The 18,511-nt window shown below is 47.7% G+C and carries 15 protein-coding genes and 1 pseudogene; 7 read left to right on the top strand and 9 right to left on the bottom strand.

Annotation, left to right across the window (positions count from 1 at the left end):
• Window positions 1–186: 186 nt before the first annotated feature.
• The 3 genes from K3T83_RS44445 (at window position 187) to K3T83_RS44435 (ending at window position 3,653) form a co-directional block, all read left to right on the top strand.
• Entirely contained in the window at window positions 187–1,167 is a 981-nt protein-coding gene (locus tag K3T83_RS44445; RefSeq protein WP_220209570.1) for a toll/interleukin-1 receptor domain-containing protein, read from the top strand.
• 179 nt (window positions 1,168–1,346) lie between these two features.
• Window positions 1,347–2,447 carry a toll/interleukin-1 receptor domain-containing protein gene (locus K3T83_RS44440; RefSeq protein ID WP_220209569.1) on the top strand — a complete coding sequence of 367 codons (1,101 nt, stop codon included), beginning with the start codon at window positions 1,347–1,349 and terminating at the stop codon, window positions 2,445–2,447.
• A gap of 39 nt (window positions 2,448–2,486) precedes the next feature.
• A complete protein-coding gene (locus K3T83_RS44435; protein ID WP_220209568.1) occupies window positions 2,487–3,653 on the top strand; it encodes a toll/interleukin-1 receptor domain-containing protein in 1,167 nt (388 codons plus the stop codon).
• A gap of 163 nt (window positions 3,654–3,816) precedes the next feature.
• Here the strand turns inward: K3T83_RS44435 and K3T83_RS44430 are convergent, their stop codons facing one another.
• The 4 genes from K3T83_RS44430 to K3T83_RS44415 form a co-directional block, all read right to left on the bottom strand.
• Window positions 3,817–4,221 (bottom strand): toll/interleukin-1 receptor domain-containing protein, encoded by a 405-nt coding sequence (locus tag K3T83_RS44430; RefSeq protein WP_220209567.1) that lies wholly within the window; start codon window positions 4,219–4,221, stop codon window positions 3,817–3,819.
• A 13-nt stretch (window positions 4,222–4,234) separates the two neighbouring features.
• Entirely contained in the window at window positions 4,235–5,110 is an 876-nt protein-coding gene (locus K3T83_RS44425) for a pentapeptide repeat-containing protein (RefSeq protein WP_220209566.1), read from the bottom strand.
• 85 nt (window positions 5,111–5,195) lie between these two features.
• Window positions 5,196–6,425, bottom strand: coding sequence for a toll/interleukin-1 receptor domain-containing protein (locus tag K3T83_RS44420; RefSeq protein ID WP_220209565.1), 1,230 nt, complete (start codon window positions 6,423–6,425; stop codon window positions 5,196–5,198).
• A gap of 16 nt (window positions 6,426–6,441) precedes the next feature.
• Window positions 6,442–7,761 carry a TIR domain-containing protein gene (locus tag K3T83_RS44415; protein WP_220209564.1) on the bottom strand — a complete coding sequence of 440 codons (1,320 nt, stop codon included), beginning with the start codon at window positions 7,759–7,761 and terminating at the stop codon, window positions 6,442–6,444.
• Window positions 7,762–8,387: 626 nt separating this feature from the next.
• Here K3T83_RS44415 and K3T83_RS44410 point away from each other — a divergent pair.
• From K3T83_RS44410 to K3T83_RS44400, 3 genes and pseudogenes are all read left to right on the top strand, one after another.
• Window positions 8,388–9,545, top strand: a complete 1,158-nt coding sequence (locus K3T83_RS44410) for a toll/interleukin-1 receptor domain-containing protein (RefSeq protein ID WP_308441724.1) — start codon at window positions 8,388–8,390, stop codon at window positions 9,543–9,545.
• Between the two features lie 88 nt (window positions 9,546–9,633).
• Window positions 9,634–10,758: a toll/interleukin-1 receptor domain-containing protein gene (locus K3T83_RS44405; RefSeq protein ID WP_220209562.1), complete on the top strand. Its 1,125-nt coding sequence runs from the start codon at window positions 9,634–9,636 to the stop codon at window positions 10,756–10,758.
• 52 nt (window positions 10,759–10,810) lie between these two features.
• A pseudogene (locus K3T83_RS44400) lies at window positions 10,811–11,982 on the top strand (IS3 family transposase).
• A 423-nt stretch (window positions 11,983–12,405) separates the two neighbouring features.
• On the opposite strand, the gene K3T83_RS44395 reads toward K3T83_RS44400, so the two are convergent.
• From K3T83_RS44395 to K3T83_RS44385, 3 genes are all read right to left on the bottom strand, one after another.
• Complete coding sequence (locus tag K3T83_RS44395; RefSeq protein ID WP_220209561.1) at window positions 12,406–13,632, bottom strand: toll/interleukin-1 receptor domain-containing protein; 1,227 nt, start codon at window positions 13,630–13,632, stop codon at window positions 12,406–12,408.
• Between the two features lie 12 nt (window positions 13,633–13,644).
• Window positions 13,645–14,379 carry a toll/interleukin-1 receptor domain-containing protein gene (locus K3T83_RS44390; RefSeq protein WP_220209560.1) on the bottom strand — a complete coding sequence of 245 codons (735 nt, stop codon included), beginning with the start codon at window positions 14,377–14,379 and terminating at the stop codon, window positions 13,645–13,647.
• Between the two features lie 437 nt (window positions 14,380–14,816).
• Window positions 14,817–15,830 (bottom strand): toll/interleukin-1 receptor domain-containing protein, encoded by a 1,014-nt coding sequence (locus K3T83_RS44385; RefSeq protein ID WP_220209559.1) that lies wholly within the window; start codon window positions 15,828–15,830, stop codon window positions 14,817–14,819.
• Window positions 15,831–15,935: 105 nt separating this feature from the next.
• On the opposite strand from K3T83_RS44385, the gene K3T83_RS44380 reads away from it, so the two are divergent.
• The gene (locus K3T83_RS44380) at window positions 15,936–16,184 is read left to right on the top strand and encodes a hypothetical protein (RefSeq protein WP_220209558.1); all 249 of its coding nucleotides are present in this window, start codon (window positions 15,936–15,938) and stop codon (window positions 16,182–16,184) included.
• 606 nt (window positions 16,185–16,790) lie between these two features.
• Here the strand turns inward: K3T83_RS44380 and K3T83_RS44375 are convergent.
• Complete coding sequence (locus K3T83_RS44375; protein WP_220209557.1) at window positions 16,791–17,300, bottom strand: hypothetical protein; 510 nt, start codon at window positions 17,298–17,300, stop codon at window positions 16,791–16,793.
• A gap of 19 nt (window positions 17,301–17,319) precedes the next feature.
• Window positions 17,320–18,510, bottom strand: a complete 1,191-nt coding sequence (locus K3T83_RS44370; protein WP_220209556.1) for a helix-turn-helix domain-containing protein — start codon at window positions 18,508–18,510, stop codon at window positions 17,320–17,322.
• Window position 18,511 lies beyond the last annotated feature (1 nt).

Genomic DNA, 18,511 nt, shown 5'->3' with positions numbered 1-18,511 from the left:
TCATACATACACCTCTTTGACTATCGCCAACAACACAAGAGCAATCAGGCAATAAATCTATGTAGGTAGCACACCACGTGTTACCATATCTATGATGTGAAAGTTGATGGTTGAGCATTAAGGATAAGATTGATTATTCATAATGCTTGCCGTATACTGGACAAGAAAATAGTAGAGGTGGATGATATGGCAAACAAAGAACATCTTGAGATTATCAAGCAGGGGGTAGACATTTGGAACAAATGGAGGGAGGAGCACACAGGGGAAAGACCTGACCTCAGCAGTGCCGATCTCAGCAGCACCAATCTCCGTTTTGTCAACCTGAGTGAAGCTGCTCTCAAAGATACCAACTTCAGGTGGACCGATCTCAGTGGGAGCGATCTCAGTAGAGCCGATCTCAGAGATGCTTACCTCGACTATGCCCGTCTCCTCAAAGCCGACCTGAGTGGAGCTGACTTGAGCGGAGCCGACCTCAGAGATACTGATCTCAGCCGAGCTGACCTGAGTGGAGCCGATCTGAGCCGTGCCAGTGTTGGTTACACGTCCTTTGGAGACCGTGACTTTCGCCGCATCAAAGGACTTGAAACCATCAGCCACGATGGACCATCTCCGATGGGTATCAATAGCTTGTATCTCTCTGAAGGAGATATCCCAGAGGTGTTTGTGCGAGGAACAGGAGCACCCGACACTTTCATTGAGTATATGCGTTCGCTTGCCGGCAACCCTATCGACTACTATACCTGCTTTATTAGCTACTCCTGCCACGATCAAGCCTTTGCTGAACGGTTGTATGCCGATTTACAAAACAAGGGTGTGCGCTGCTGGTTCGCTCCTGAAGATATGAAAACCGGCGATGTCATTAGAGACCGGATCGATCAGTCCATTCGTTTATATGATAAGTTGTTGCTGGTGCTCTCAGAACACTCCGTCCAGAGCAAGTGGGTCCGCTTTGAGGTGGAAGCTGCTCTTGAAAAAGAGTGTGAGGGCAAGCCTCCCGTCTTGTTCCCTGTTCGCCTGGATAATGCCGTTCTCAACAGTTCGACGAGTTGGGCCGCTCACATCCAACGCAGCCGCCATATCACCGACTTCAGCCAGTGGAAACAGCACGACGACTACCAGAGGGCTTTTACACGACTGTTGCACGATTTGCAACCAGAGAAAAGGTAGCAACATGGCATTGACTATGCGAGAGATCAGAAGATACATGGAGTTTAGGATGTCTATTAACGAAGATACAGTTTCTATATTACCTATCCTTGTTTGGAAGAAAAAACCCACAGATATTTGACATGTGAAGGAAAGATGCGTTTCTGTAAGAGAAAGAAACATCAGCGCAGGAGGCAATAATGGCAGATCACCAGCACCTTCAGAGGCTTCAAAAGAGCGTTCAGGAGTGGAACAAGTGGAGAAGACAGCATCCTGAGATCGTACCTGATCTGAGCCATGCTAACCTCATCGATGCTAACCTCATCGATGCTAACCTCATCGATACTCTTCTCAACAGCTCTGACCTCAGCCGCGCTAATCTCAGTCATGCAACCCTCAGCCGCGCTAATCTTAGCGATGCTGATCTCATCAATACTAATTTCAGCGATGCTATCCTTCTCAAGGCTCACCTCATCAATACTAACCTCAGTCGTGCTAATCTCAGCTATGCAACCCTCAATGGAGTTCATCTCAACGGAGCGAATCTGAGTGGTACTGACTTTGCCGGTGCTGATCTTACTGGTGCTGACCTTACCAGTACAGATCTCAGTGCTGCGAACCTTGCTGGTGCTCATCTCAACGGAGCGAATCTTGCTGATGCTTACCTCAACTCTACCTCCTTTGGGGATCGTGATTTCCGCGAGATCAACGGACTGAAAACCGTTAGACACCGTGGACCATCGCCATTGAGCATCAACAGCCTCTATCTCTCTGAGGGCGACATTCCAGAGTCCTTCGTACGAGGCACAGGCGCATCTGAGAGCTTCATTGAGTACATGCGTGCGCTTGCCGCTAAACCGATTGACTATTACACCTGTTTTATTAGCTACTCTTCCAAAGATCAGAACTTTGTCGAACGATTGCACGCCGATCTGCAACACGAAGGAGTGCGCTGCTGGTATGCCCCAGAAGACCTCAAAATTGGTGATCCCTTCCGAAAACGCATTGATGAGTCTATTCGTGTCCATGACAAGCTCTTATTAGTCCTCTCTGAACATTCTGTGAACAGTGCCTGGGTGGAAAAAGAGGTGGAAACCGCTTTTGAGAAAGAGCATCGCAGTCACAAGCTGGTTCTCTTTCCGATCAAGCTAGATGAGACGGTGATGCATACGGATCAAGCATGGGCCGCTGATATCCGTCGCATGCGTCATATTGGGAATATGAGCCAATGGAAAGATCATGACGCCTATCAGCGTGGGTTACAGCGTTTGTTGCGTGACTTGAAACAGGAAAGGATGTAGTAGGAACTTATCCCAAACAAATGGGAAACAAATAATTAAATGGCTAAATCATGTATTTATCATACCATGTGCTACTGTATTCGTGGTGTGCTGATCGTAAGAGATAGTATCGAAGCTACGATTGATGATCCATCTCTATTGCTGTATGCCCAGGAGAAAATGGTAGAGGTAGACGATATGGCAAATGAAGAACATGTGAAGATTCTTCGGCAAGGGGTAGCCGTTTGGAACGAATGGAGAAAGAAGTATCCAGAGGTACGACCTGATCTCAGCAGTGATGCATTTGATGATTTCAACAAGGTTGGTAGAAACAACCTTGTTGGTATCAACCTTCAAGGTGCCAACCTTCAAGGCATCGATTTCAGCTTTGCCAGCCTCAGAGCAGCAAGCTTCGGCAGCGCCAAACTCAACGGAGCCAATCTCAGCCGTGCTGATCTTCTATTTGCTAGCCTTAACTTTGCCGATATCAGCGGTGCCAACCTCTATGAGGCCAATATCAGCTATGCTGATCTCAGCGGTGCCAATCTCTATGAGGCCAATTTCGCAGAAGCAAAAGTTGAATGGACGATCTTTGGGGCTGTTGACCTGCAATCGGTGAAGGGGTTGGAAACAGTTTTTCATTTGAAACCATCGATAATAAGCGTGGATACGCTGGAGCGTTCACGGGGCAACATTCCAGAGGCATTTCTGCAAGGCGCCGGGGTCAGCGATAATTTCATTGCCTATGTCCGTTCGCTGGTCGCTACACCGATTGAGTACTATACCTGCTTCATCAGCTATTCGAGCAAAGATCACGACTTTGCTGAACGACTGTACGCTGATTTGCAGCACAAAGGGGTCCGATGCTGGTTTGCCCCTGAAGACATGAAGATCGGTGACAAGATCAGGCCACGCATTGATGAGTCGATCCGCATGTATGATAAATTACTCCTGGTTCTCTCTGAGCACTCTATTTGCAGTGAGTGGGTAGAGCATGAAGTAGAAATGGCGCTAGCAAAAGAGCGAGCCAAGAAACAAACGGTGCTGTTTCCTGTTCGTTTGGATAATGCCATCCTAGAAATGAACCAGGATGGGTGGCCTTCGGAAGTGCGGCACACCCGACATATTGGCAACTTTGAACACTGGAAAAACCACAACCAGTACCAGAACAGTTTCCAACGCTTGTTGCGTGACCTGCAATCCGGGAAGATCTCCAATGAGGAATAGAGGAGCATTTCCATTGCCGTTTTCACGTTTGAGTTGTTGTGAGAGATGCAGTCGAAGCGCACTCGGAGGGATTTCAGTCTCCAGCAAGCTCTGCTTGAGATTCCTTCTTGATGCATTGTCTCGACCATTCACTGTATCTTACTGAGTCTGGTGATGACTGTATTCACGTTTGGTTTTGTGGACTCTCCAACTTGAGATCGTGCAGCAATCGCTCAAATGCTCGCTGATATACCTGGGGGTCCATCCAGCGGGTAAAGTCGCCAATATGGCGGGTGCGGCGCAGCTTCGCTGCCCATGCCTGGGAAGTCTGCATCACCTGCTCATCGAGCCGAATTGGAAAGAGCACGTCTCGTTGTTGCCGCTGCTCTTTTTCCAGCGCGGCTTCTACCTCATCTTCGACCCAAGTGCTGACAAGAGCATGCTCGGAGAGCAATAAGAGCAGTTTATCTTGGAGATGGATCGCTTCGTCGATGCGCGAGCGAATCTTGTCTCCGATTTTCATGTCCTCGGAGGCAAACCAGCAGCGTACTCCCCAGTCTTGGAGATCAGCATGCAGGCGTCGTGCCAATATCTCATCCTTGCTAGAGTAAGCAATAAAGCAGGAATGATACTGAATAGGCTGCATCATCATGGTTAGAAAGGAAATTGATCCATTCATCAGGCGCACCCGTTCCACGGAGAAAGCAGAACGCACTCCCATCTTGAGGTAGTTGGACGGTGCATAATTCGATGCTGGACGGACCCTCGTGATCTATATCGATTAACCCCTTGGCCTTACGCAAATCTGCTCTGGCAAGAATAGTTCGAACCATTCTTGCCCAGCCCAGGTAAGCACTGCCCAGATCGGCACCACTCAAGTTTGTGCCATCCAAGAGAGCATTGGCGAGGAGAGCGTTGTTCAAGTCGGCTTGAGACAAGTTAGCATCGCTCAGGTCCGAACGGACCAGATTGGCTTTGAACAGGCGAGCGTTAGCAAGGTCGGCTCCATACAAATGAGCACCGCTCAGATCGGCACAGACCATATTTGCATGGCTCAAATCCGCATAGGTCAAGTCAACGTCTCGCAAGTTCGCATAGCTCAGATTCGCTTTGCATAGATGAGCTTCGCTCATATTCACATGGGCCAGGTAGACTCGAATTAGGTCTGCACAGTCCAGACAAGCCCTGTTTAGGTCTGCATGGCTCAGGTCGAGGCCGCACAAATCGGCTCCACTGAGATCAGCATTGCGCAGGTGAGTTCCACTTAGGTAGGCACCTCTCAAATCCGCATGGCTTAGATCGGAGTTGCTCAAGGTGGCTTCACTTAGATCAGTATGGCTTAGGTCTACACCATACAAGTGGGTTCCGCTTAGGTAAGCACCGCTCAGGTTAGGATATATCTCAGGATATCGCCTACGCCACTGATTCCATTGCTTAACTCCTTGCTTGAGCATACTGAGATGTTTTTGATTTGCCATTCGCTATATCCCTTGCACATATGGCATCTATGTTTATAGATTTGATAAAAATGGAAAAGGAACTTATATCTAAAAATAGAGTAATTCAAGGATTTGTGATTTTTTCAGTTTTAAGATCGCGTAAAAGACGTGCAAATGCTTGTTGGTAAGTATCACGATTCTTCCATTGAGTAAAGTCGCCGATATGCCAGCGACGGCGTACATCAGCAGCCCAGGCTTTTGTCGTGTGCATGACGGCATCATCTAAGCGGATTGGGAAGAGAACGGGTCGTTGTTGTCGATCCTCTTTCTCGCGAGCCGATACGACTTCGCGTTCCACCCAACTACTTTGAACGGCATGTTCGGAGAGAATAATGATGAGCTTGTCGTAGAGACGAATGGCTTCATCAATGCGTTGGTGATAGTGGTCGCCAATCTTGAGGTCGTGAGGCGCAAACCAGCATCGCACACCGTTACTTTGGAGATCGGTATGGAGCCGTGCGGCAAAACCTTGATCTTTACTTGAGTAACTAATAAAGCAAGGATGATATTGAAACGGCGAGCTTGTAAGTGAGCGAATATATTCGATGAAATGGTCAGGAACTCCTGCTCCTCGCAAAAAGGTATCGGGGATGTTTCCCTCGGATCGTACAAGTGTGTGAATATCTATGTAAGAAGGCCCCCGATGATTGACTGTCTCTAAGCTGTTGACTGTACTCAAGTTATTGGAAGCAAAGATTGTTCCTCCAAGGAGGGCGCGATGGACATCAACTTCTTGAAGATTTGCTTGAGTGAAATTCGCCTTGATGAGGTTGACTTCAATGAGCTTAGCTTGTTGGAGATTTGCCTCTGTTAGGTTCGCTTCATCAAGAGCAGTATGAAGCAACGTTGCTTCCATCAGATTTGCTCTTTGCAGATCCACTTTCTGAAGATCTCCTCCTATAAAGGTAGTTTGTCGAAGATCCGCTTGAAAAAGGACTGCTCCGTGAAGGTCCGTGTTACGAAAGACCACTTTCTGACAATTAGCCCCGTGAAAAGTAGCCCGGCTTCCGACTACTCTGTCGAGGTCAGCTCCTACCAAGCAAGCGCCAGAACACGTCGCCTTATGCAAGTTAACTCCCTGGAGATTTGCTCCTTCAAATGTGGCATTGGTGAGTTCGGCCTTGCTGAGATTAACATTAACTAGGGACACATCTGAAAAGTCAACGCCGTTGAGACAAGCTCCCATCAGATCCGCGTCTTCGAGATCCAGATCTTTAGGTGTATGTTCTTTTCGCCATTGATTCCATACCTTTACTCCTTGCTTGAGCCGTTCAAGATGTTCCTGATTTGCCATATGTGCTTCTCCAACCTTAGAGATGTAAATCACGTAGCAGTCGCTGCAACGCTTGCTGATAGGCTGTTTCATCCTGCCATTGACAAAAATCCCCAATATATCGCTGACGAACGGTAATAGCCCAGTATTTCTCTGTCGTGAAAACTGTTTCATCTAGTCGCAGTGGAAACAACAAAAACGTATCCGTTTGCCGAAGCTCTCGGTCACGTGCAACATCGAACTCCTCTTCAACCCAGTGGCTCTCGATGGCATGTTCGGAGAGGATCAGCAGGAGTTTGTCTTGCTTGTTAATCGCCCTGTAGATTTCTGGTCGCAACTTATCACCTTGCTTCAAATCTTGTTCTGCGAACCAACAGGAGACCCCTTGCTTGTGCAAATCGGTGTACAATTTTTCTGCAAAAGCTTGATCCTCTGTTGCATAGCTCAAGACACAGCTATGGTAGTTCGATGATGGATGCTGTGGAACGACAGAGGACGCTGGTGATGGAGGAGTGATCTGCTGAGGAAGCGACGAGGGGAAAGCTGGCAACGTTTCTGGAATGGTTTGACTTCGTGGTAGCATTCTGACCATGTTTTCATCGAGAGCGTGACGCCAGACTTTATAGCGCGTGTCATCGGCATTTCTTGGTTGAATGACTTCTGAATGATCACCTTGAACCTGTGTCACGTTTATGCCTCTAATAGTGGCAAAATTGGAAGGAACGACACGATCCACCAAGCCAGCGACCACTAAGTGGGCAATATATCGATTATATAGGTGCTCCTTTGGACCGGGGTTTCTCTCTTTCCAAGCGACCACATGATTATGCCAACGATTTCCTATGTCCTCGATGAGGGGACTCTTCAATTGCATGTCTTTGAGTTGCCGGTTCCAGTTTGCCAGCGTCGTAACAGGAGCGCCGTTGTGGGGGGTTGCGTAAAATGCGATGTGACGGAGCTGCTCCAAACGATCACTATGACCACTTTCTAGCACATCGATGACCCAGGATTTGACCACTAGACCTCCCATACTGTGGCAAATCAGGAAAACATCCTGGTAATCGCGGAATTGGGTATGATAGGTGGTGTCCCAGACAGCTCCAAGCTGCTTAATCTGAGGCGCTGTCTCACGCAGGGTGAATTGGGTGGCGGTACTTATCATATTGTTCCACCAGCCAGATCCAACATGCGTTGGATACTTCCATACAAATACTCCAAACTCTTGTAATTGTTCGTCGTTGACTACTATATCAAGAAACGCGTGCCAGTAGTCTTGCGGATCTTTGGCTCCAATCCCATGAAGAAGGGCTATCGCCTTTTTTTGTCCAGGTCGTATCCAATACTCTGTTGTTTCCATGCCAATGCAGCTCCTCATCTTTTTGATGTAGTCCAGAAGCATTAGGATATGCTCACGCCATTATACGTGTCTTCTCAACATTGAACAATAGTGCATGAAGCTTGATCAGCTTTCTCTTCCTACTTAGAGATCATATAAACGGTGCTCAAATATCTGCTGGTAGGCAGCGTAATTTTTCCAGCAGGCGAACTCACTTTGAGATTTTTTCTCAGTTTAACGTATTCTACACAAGAATATTTTTTCATCGTTATCATCCTATTTGGCTGCTTCTCTCCTCGATGCTGAGAACAGCTTCCTGCCCGTCTTCCAGGCATACTGAACATACTGTCCTAGCATTGCTCTACATAGCCTTTGCCTTTCCAGAACGAAGGAATACAAGCAACATAGATACAGAGGTCAGCCGGGCGTGCCAGGGTTTACCATGCATCAAGCAGTTTGATGTCCGGATTAGGGAAACCATCCCTGTTGGGTTTGCCTTCCTCGTCTGCCATCTTGAAATTGACCAGGAACGTGTCTACTCCCGAAGTTGACCACACGAGGGACCATCGGGTGCATGTAATTGGGGGTTCTTTAGTCTGAGATGCTGCTACCATATAGCACCTCCTTTTTTTACCAAGTAGTGAAGAATGGCACCTCAAATGGTGAGAGAAGAAACGTTTATAGAAACGAAAACCACATGTGCAGAGGATGAAACAATGGCAGATCAACAACTGATAAAGCGGCTTTTGACAGGCGTTGACCAATGGAACCAATGGAGGCAAGAACATCCTGAAGAGGTAAGACCAAACCTCATCGAGGCAGACCTCAGAGGCGCAAACCTCCACAGGGCAAACCTTAGAGAGGCAAATCTCATCGAGGCAGACCTCAGGGGCGCAAACCTCCACAGGGCAAACCTCCACAGGGTGAACTTCGATAGGGCAAATCTTAGAAAGGCAGACCTCAGAGGCGCAAACCTTAGCATGGCAGACCTCAGAGAGGCAGACCTCAGAGAGGCAGACCTCAGAGGGACAAGGCTCAGCATGACAAAACTCATCAGTGTTAACCTCAGTGGTGCAGATCTTAGCGGTGCGGATCTCAGCAGTGCAGCCATTTATGAGACAACACTCAGCAAGACTAGGCTCAGCGGTACGAACTTCGACGATGCATCCCTCTCTTCCACCTCCTTTGGAGATCATGATTTCCGCGAGATCAAAGGATTGGAAAGCATCAGACATAGTGGACCATCCCCGTTGAGTATTAACAGCCTCTATCTCTCTAAGGGGGATATTCCAGAGGCATTTGTGCGAGGAACGGGCGCACCAGATAGCTTCATTGAGTATATGCGTGCGCTTGCCGCTAAACCCATTGAGTACTACACCTGTTTCATTAGCTATTCGAGTAAAGACCAAGACTTTGCCAAGCGATTGTATGCCGATCTGCAAAACGAAGGGGTGCGCTGCTGGTATGCCCCTGAAGACCTCAAAATTGGCGATCCCTTCCGAAAACGCATTGATGAGTCTATTCGTATCCACGACAAGCTCTTGCTGATCCTCTCTGAGCATTCAGTGAACAGTGCATGGGTGGAAAAAGAGGTGGAGACCGCTTTCGAGAAAGAGCATCGCAACGACAGCATGGTCCTCTTCCCTGTCAAGTTGGATGAGACAGTAATGCACACCGATCAGGCATGGGCCGCCGATATCCGACGCATGCGTCATATTGGCGACCTCACGAAGTGGAAAGAACACGACGCCTATCAACGAGGATTGCAACGCTTGTTGCGTGACTTGAAACAGGAGAAGGCGTAACTGTTTGCTCAATACTGGCAGACAGAGAGTAACCAAGCAGTAAAGCCATCCATGTAGGGAGCACATCACGTGTTACTGTATTTGTGTTATGAAAATCGAACGAGGGACGATAGCAGCTAAGATTGATGACCCTTATCCATTGCTGTATACCGAGATGAGAAAAGCAGAGGTAGAAAACATGGCAAATGAAGAACATCTGAAGACTATTCAACAAGGGAAAAGTGTTTGGAATAAATGGAGAGAGAAACATCCAAAAGTAGCACCTGATCTCAGTTATGCCTCCCTCAGTGGAGTTGTCCTCAGTGGAGTTGTCCTCAGTAGGACTAACCTCAACTGTGTTAAACTTAGCAACGCTAACCTCAGCTTCGCCATCTTCAGGGAAGCCACCCTCAGCAATGCCAACTTCAGTAACGCTAACCTCAACAATGCTAACTTCGAAGGCGCTAATCTCAGTAGAGCCAACTTCGAAGACGCTAACCTTAGTGGAGCCAACTTCAGCAATGCTGACCTCAGCAGTGCCAACTTCAGCAGTGCTGACCTCAGTGGAGTAGACTTCGGAGGTGCCGACCTTAATTGGGCCAATTTCATCTTCGCCCATCTTGTCCGTGCCGACCTCAGTGGAGCCAACTTTACAGATGTAAATATTGGCTGGACAACACTGGGAGACCTTGACTTGCGCAAAGTCGAAGGGCTTGAGAGTATCAAACACATAGGGCCATCGACTATCGGCATCGATACTTTCATACAGTCGAAAGGGGATATTCCCCCATCGTTCCTCAAGAAGGCTGGCATTCCTGATGAATGGATTGAGTACACGAAGTCCCTGGTAGGGCGAGCCATCGAGTACTCCACCTGTTTCATTAGCTATTCCAGCCAAGACCAAGCCTTCGCTGAGAGATTGTATGCAGACTTACAAAACAAGGGCGTACAGTGTTGGTACGCTCCTGAAGACATGAAGATCGGTGATAAGATCAGACCACGCATTGATGAGTCCATTCGTCTCTACGATAAGTTGCTCCTGGTTCTCTCTGAACACTCCATTGGTAGTAAGTGGGTTGAGCATGAAGTGGAAATGGCGCTGGCAAAAGAGCGAGACAAGAAACAAATGGTGTTGTTCCCTGTTCGTTTGGATCAAGCCGTCATGGAGATGAAGCAGGACGGATGGCCTACGGAAGTGCGCCACACGCGACATATTGAGCTTCCCCCCGTTTGAAAGAGTCGGGAAATGTGGAATATACTAGACTCAATCAAACGAGGGAAGAAAGATGACCAAAGAACAAAAAGCCTACACGAAAGAGTTCAAAATCGAAGCTGTACGCTTGGCCGAGACCAGTGGCAAACCTATCACCGAGATCGCTCGTGATTTAGGGATAAGCGACAGCACCATTCATAACTGGCGTAAGCAGTTTTCCGAGCACGGCGAGCAGGCATTTCCAGGCAGCGGGCATCAAACACCCGAGGCCGAAGAACTGCGCCACCTCAAACGCGAACTGGAAGTCGTGAAACAAGAACGAGACATTTTAAAAAAAGCGCTTCATATATTTTCACGACAATAGCGGTGAAGTTTCAGTTTATCGAAGATCACCGGCAAGAATATGCGGTAAAGACGATGTGCCGAGCACTTTCCGTCTCAGAATGTGGCTATTATGCTTGGCGCAAACGACCAAAGAGCGAGCGTGAGCAGAAGAACGAAGAACTCACGCAACACATTCAGCAAATTTTTGAGCACAATCGGCAGATCTATGGGAGTCCGCGCATTCATGTGGAACTGAACGATCTGGGGGTGAAATGTTCGCGTAAGCATGTGGCTCGTCTCATGAGAGCGGCAGGCATAAGTGCAGGACAGAAACGTCGCCGGGTTCGGACCACCGATAGCTCACATAAGAATCCAGTAGCGGACAATCGCTTGAATCGAGAGTTCAATGCTTTTGCCCCAAACACCAGATGGACAGGCGACATTACCGGCATTGAGACGGGGCAAGGCTGGCTCTATCTGGCGATCATCCTGGATCTGTATTCGCGGAAAGTGGTTGGATGGTCCATGTCCTTGCATCGTGATGAGGAGCTGGTCGAAAAAGCCTTGAAGATGGCACTGATCCAAAGATGCCCCAAATCAGGATTGATGCATCATACAGATCGAGGGAGTCAATATACTAGCCAAGCATATCAAGGTCTTTTAGCTAGTGCAGGAATCACCTGTAGTATGAGTCGAAAAGGCAACTGTTGGGATAACGCCCCTACGGAGAGTTTCTTTGGCACACTCAAACGAGAATGGACTCATCGACACCACTACCAAACTCAGACCCAAGCCAGGCAGTCCATTTTTGACTACATCGAAACGTTCTACAACCGCAAACGTCGGCATTCGGCACTCGGCTATCTCAGCCCTGTAGCCTATGAGCAGCTAAATAGAAAGGAGCTTGAAACAACTGTTTAAAACGTTGACGTAACGTATTTTTTCTGATAGAGTAAAAGTATCTTAAACGTTTAACGTAACGTTCTCTACGTTTTCTTCATCGAAAGCAAACTCATGAGACGTGGAACGCTCAGACGTTCTCCACACTCCTCGACTCTACGAAACGGGGTCAAGCTCACACTGGCAACTTTGAACACTGGAAAGACCATGACCACTATCAGAACAGTTTCCAACGCTTGTTGCGTGACCTGCAATCCGAGAAGATCTCCAATGGGGAATAGGGGGCGCATTTCCATTGCCGTTTTCACGTTTGAGTTGTTGTGAGAGAGGTGGTCAAAGCGCACCTGGAGGGATTTCAGTCTACAGCAAACTCTGCTTTAGATCCCTTCTTGTTGTTTCTTCTTACTATTGACTGTATCTTACTGAGTCTGGTGATGACTGCATTCACGTTTGGTTTTGTGTATTCTCCGACTTGAGGTCGCGCAGCAATCGCGCAAATGCTTGTTGGTATGCGCGTGGATCAGTCCAGTGAGTAAAGTCGCCAATATGGCGGGTACGGCGCAACTTCGCTGCCCATGCCTTGTCTGTCTGCATTACACTCTCGTCGAGACGCACAGGAAAAAGCACCTCGCGTTGTTGCCGTTGCTCTTTCTCCAGCGCCGCTTCGACCTCATCTTCGACCCAGGTGCTTGCAATGGCATGCTCGGAGAGCAGCAGCAGAAGCTTGTCTTGCATATGTATGGCCTCGTCGATGCGAGCGCGGATCTTGTCACCAATCTTCATATCCTCGGGAACAAACCAACATCGTACGCCGTGGTCCTGAAGATCGGCATGGAGGCGACGAGCGAGCACATCGTCTTTGCTGGAGTAGCTAATGAAACAGGAGTGATACTGGATTGGGGACATCATCTGCACACGATACACGTCGATCCACTCGTCAGGAATACCAACTCCATACAGGAAGTGCAATGCACTGCCATCTTGAGGAAGTTTCACTGTATGCAATACGACACGAGATGGACCATAGTGCTCGATCTCAGCAAGTCCTTTGACTGTACTCAGATCATTTTCTGCAAAGACTGTTTCCAAAAGACGAACTCCTCTAAGATCAGCTTCTCTGAGGATGGTTTCGCTGAGATCAGCTTCGCTGAGATTGGCTTCAGTAAGGTCAACTTCGCTAAGGATCGCATTTTTGAGGTTCGCTCCGGTAAAGTCAGTAAGGTGGAGATAGGCTCCACTGAGGTCCACTCCACTGAGGTCCACTCCGCTCAGATTAGCTCCGCCGAGACTGGCTCCGCTCAGATTGGCTTTTGCATTAGTGACCCGACGATTATCGCTTCCTGGGGACCATCTTCTACTAAACTTGATAGAGGTGATTCTGCTCCCATAGGCTTTCCTGTAGAAGCTTCCAGCCTCGTTGGTTTCTATGCTGATGACGCCTCTCAATGTAGCCCCCGTGAGGTTAGTAAGTGTGAGGTCAGCATATCTAAGATCAGTTCCGATGAGATTAGCTTCACTGAGGTCGGCCCCACTGAGATTAGCTTCACTGAGGTCGGCCCCACTGAGATCAGCACCGCTGAGGTTTGGCTGTATGTTTTGGTGGTTTGTTCTCCAAGTGTTCCAAGCAACAACTCCCTGCTTGAGAAGATCGATATACTGCTTCTTTGTCATATTGTTTCTGCCTCATGCATGTAAATCTCGCAATAGTCGCTGCAAGGACCGTTGATAGGCTACATCATCCTGAAACTGCCGAAAATCGCCAATGAAGCGTATCCACCTGATATCTCCTGCCCACGCAGTATTCGTCTGCATCACGGCGTCATCGAGTCGGATCGGAAAGAGGACCAGTGTTTCTGGTGGCTGACGCTCTCGTTCAAAGGCCAACTCCACTTCACGTTCCACCCAATCACTCTTCACAGCATGCTCAGAGAGGATCAACAGCAACTTGTCATTCTTCTGGATGGCCTCGTAGATCTGCGTGCGTAGTTTGTCGCCCGTTTTCAGATCGTGTGGAGCAAACCAACACGAAACGCCTTTGCTTTGCAGATCTGTATAGAACTTCTCGGCGAATGCCTGGTCTTGTGTGGCGTAGCTCAAGACGCAGCTCTGGTAGTCAGAAGAACTGTGCTGTTGCTGAGCAGTGGTTGAAGATGGCAATGGCAGTGTGCTCTTTTGTCGCGCAGGAGAAGATGGTGAGGATGCAAGAGCCTCACGACGGACTTGCCACACCGAGACGCCAATACCAAGTAACACAACGACGCCAAGAGCAGGCCAGGCGAAGCGTACATAGGGAGTGATGACTGCTGGGATGGTACTGATGGCGAGATTGCCGAGAATGCCTGCCAGAGCAGCAAAGATACCAGCGAGAACGGCCAACACAATGGTGACCGAAAGCCGTGGTGATGGTCGTGTGGGCATCTGGCCTTTCTCCTCTCACAGAACGTACAAATGCTTGGGTCTCAGTATGATAAACGATGGAGATCACTGGAAATACAAGAGATTCGTCTTTTGGCGTTTGTTCGGCTTTGAGATCACGTAAAAGCCGCTCGAATGCCTGTTGGTAAGCATCGTGGTGTTTCCATTGCGTAAAATCGCCAATGTGCCAGCGACGACGCACATCGGCAACCCAAGCTTTGGTGGTCTGCATCACAGTGTCATCCAGGCGTATCGGGAAGAGTACTGGTCGCTGCTCACAATCCTTTTTCTCGCGTGCAGCGACCACCTATCATTTGCTGGTACAATTGAATTGAGTTTGCATGTTTTCGTTTCGCGGCTCCATGAGAACGAGGAAAATCCAAAGTACGATTTCAGGTTTAGTTACATCTTCAAGAAGTGCCATTTTTGATACATTGAAATTAGAGACAATGACCAAGACGCTGGCGAATGATATGAGCTGTCTGGCTCAATATTTCTTCACGGGCCGCACGTCCTAATTTGGCAAGTGATTTGTCCTGAGTATTGATCGGATGAAATCGCTCTAATCCTGTTCTTGTCAGATCACAAGGACTGACCTGAAGACGCAAAATCAACGTTCTTTGTGTTTGAGCGCGGTAAAGCAATTGCGGAAGTTCCTGACAAGCAATTCTCTCATTATTGAGAAAATCTGCGCTAATGAGCAGAACTGCAACGGCAGCAGACTGGATGGCTTGTGTTCTTCTGGCTTCCCAGAGATCTCCTGGTTGAATGTCTCCAATATCCCACAGCCGGATCGCTTCCTGCCTGACCGCAGGCTGAAGATGTTTGAGGAGTTGGCGAGCGAATTTTCCATCGGTTTGACTCTCATACCAAATAATGCATTGTGGAGGAAGATTCTGGTCTTGTGCTGTCTGATGCAACGATACCACAGCTTCCGGTGCTTGAAGCTTTCGTCTTTGACGCAGAGAGGATGAAAGCTTCCCTTGTCGATTGCCTTTCGCGTTAACTCCCTCCGATTGATTCCGCCGCCTTTTTTGTGGTAGTGCTGGGAGTCGTGCTTGAAACATCCACTGAGCTATGTAGGTCAGACAGAGAAAAGGAAACGCAGCACTTGCATACCAGGCAGAAAGATTGAGCGCACACAAAAATGCCCCAACGCTACCGGTAAGAATGAGCAAAGAATACTTTAAATGCTGAAAACGAAGATGATGGGTACAAATGACCATCAATGACTGAAAACAAAGAATAGGCCCCAAGAGATAGACGAGGACTTTCAATTCGATCCATAACCACGGCCAGGAAGGTGCTGGGGTAAGATGGTTAGAAATGCAAATGATAACTGTTATTCCAGCTACACTATGGACGAACAAGAGCAGCCCTCCAATACGAAAAAGCATTGTCGCCATACTGTTGAGAAACAGTTCACGCTGTTGATAATTCTGCTTGCAGGTCACTTTAATAGGCTCCTTATTTAAGGATATTTCTTTACTCATTCTTGTTTAAACTAACAGCCTTCTACCAGAAGACGGCAAGCCGTTCCGTGGAAAGAGCAAAAACGCATGAAAAAGCCAGTCAGTCGTCTACCCTGGGACCAGAGGAGGCACTTTCGGCTTCTGATGAATGACGCGAAAGCGCTCGACCTGACGGATCATGGCCCTTTTTGTCGCCCAGGCGATTTTCCGCGTCGTTGTGGGGGACAAGCAGGGGTTCCCAACGGTGGCAGCAATTTGCTCATCCCTCGACGCACCCGTTGGGGAAAAGGGCGGTGCCGGTTTTCCCACGAACGAAGCTGGGGAGCAACCAAGTGACGAGAAAGCATCAGCAAATTGTGGGCAATTGCCACCTGATGGCTCCAGCGTTCAAACTGTTCTGGGGTTCGCAGCCTGGGCTTGTCCCACAACAGACTTTGTTTGTCAAAACGATAGTTACTAACAGACAATCAACAAAAGAGCGTTCAACAGCACACCCTTTAAAGAAGCGCCCAATACTTCATATCTCTTTTCAGCGGTATCTTTACCTTGTATGTTTCTGACGCCTCATGAATTACAACACTTGAGTATCGGACATACGCAGTATAGGACCTCCCCTCAACATACCCTTATGTTGGATTTTGAAATGTAAAACAGAAAACACAAAATTTTTTAATACATAGTATCATCATTTTATGATGTGTTACATATTATAAATGTTCATGAGAATATCACCTCTATATCATATATTAATTAGATGACCTCTAGTTATATCAGTTAAATATTTTATATATCACAAAAATGTGGTTTTCTCTGTTTTTTCATGAGATAAATGAATCATTAGTATAGAAAACCAATATAATATTCAATATCTTCATAAAAACATGGAATAATTATCTTTTCTTTAAGTCATAGTGTTGTCCGCTCTTCCCTTCTCTTTATCCCTTAAAAATGAGGAATGGAGAAACTTTTATACCCGACACGTTGATGCATAAGTTGTAGTACTTCTTGTACGACATCACTGGACAAAGATCTCGACTCTGCCCAGTGATATAAGAGGTCGAACGTAGAAAGAAGAGGAATATCGGGAACCAAGCGACGAAAGAAGCTACATGTCACAGGCATATCGACTCCAATCGCCCAGTTGCGGTGATGAGCAAGTGCTAGGGCATAGGCTTCACTGTCCACACCGAGAACTGGAGAATACGCATTCGTTGCATCCATCAGCTCACTTGACGAGAGTGTTGCAACGTGAATAGCGCCTTGCTGCACAAGTGGTTCCAAGTCCATAGGTTCTCTCTGAAGATTCTCGTACTCATATGTAAATGCCGTAATGAAGACTGGAGTTTTCCAAGATAGAAGAATTTCTTCCATTTGTCCTGACGCATACATATGAATAAGACAACAAGGATTTAACACAATACCAGTAAAAGAAGGTATGCTCCTACTTTCCACGTCCGTACTCCTCATTCTCTCACGATTGCGTGAATTGATCGCTTGGTGGTTGCTCTTCCACATGTTGCGTGAGTTCCCGCAACTCCGCTTCAATTTTGGCTGCCTCTAATCGGCTTACTTGAAGCAGGCGAGCAAAATACCCCTCAATAATCAATCCTTGCCGAAGGGCCTCAAAAGCCAACAACGTGTACCGGAGAGGAAATTGTTCCTCTCGCGCTGGAAAGTCTCCATGTCCCAAGCGGCGTTGTAATTCACGTGTTTTGAGTCCACGATCTTGCAATTTCCTCCATGTTCCTGAAGGAAGAAACTTCATCTCTTCAAGACGAAGAACAAGTGCTTGGAAAGAAACTCCATAGTAATGGGCCAAATTCCCAAGATCGGCTAAGGTGGGATTCCCTTTTCGTTGTATTTCTCCGTACTGGCGGGTGACGCTGCTGGTAGGCATTAAAAAGTATGCTGCAAATGCATCTGCAAAGCGTTCGCTTTCTGGAACTCGACGGTATTTATCATCGTAAGATACTGTTGGCCGATAGCGGTGAGCGAGAAAATGACCATAATCGTGTGCCAGCGACCATCGCCTTCGTTCCTCTGGATGGGCCTTATTGATCGCAATACATCCTCCTAATTGTTCCGTGTAGAGGTACATGGCCGAAAAATTTGTTGGCATCTCCAAATAGAAAATGCGCAAACCAACGTCTTGTTCTAGAATATCACGAAGAACAGGTAATGGTCCATCTCCTAACCCAAGCCGATTTCGCTCTTCAAGTGCAACGATTTCCGCTGCTTGTTCGGCTTTCAGGCCATGGAGCGAGGAGATAGGTGGATATTTTCGCCTGAGTGGTGATTGTGTTAACTGTTCTAGCTCCAAATAATAGCGGCAATAGTGTTCCAACTGATCTATATAAGGTGTGATTATTTCCTCATCCTCTTCAGTACGACCAACCGAGGCTCGAAATTGGACGACGAATGGCTCTAATTGTGGACGATCACGCACAAAGTCACTCACCTGGCATCCATAAGCATGAGCTAGTGCATCCAGTTCAGATGCTTTAATGCGTCGCTCCCCTTTTTCAATAGCTGTGATGGTCGTACGAGCAGCATTGATAATCTTAGCCGCATCTTCTTGCGTCAGTCCTTTTCTTTTCCGCGCTTTTTGTAATTCATCCCCAAGTTTGTACATATCAAGGGTTTCCAGCATGCTCTGATCCATA

It is taken from the genome of Reticulibacter mediterranei (assembly GCF_016587455.1).
This window is presented reverse-complemented; position numbering and strand designations above follow the sequence as displayed.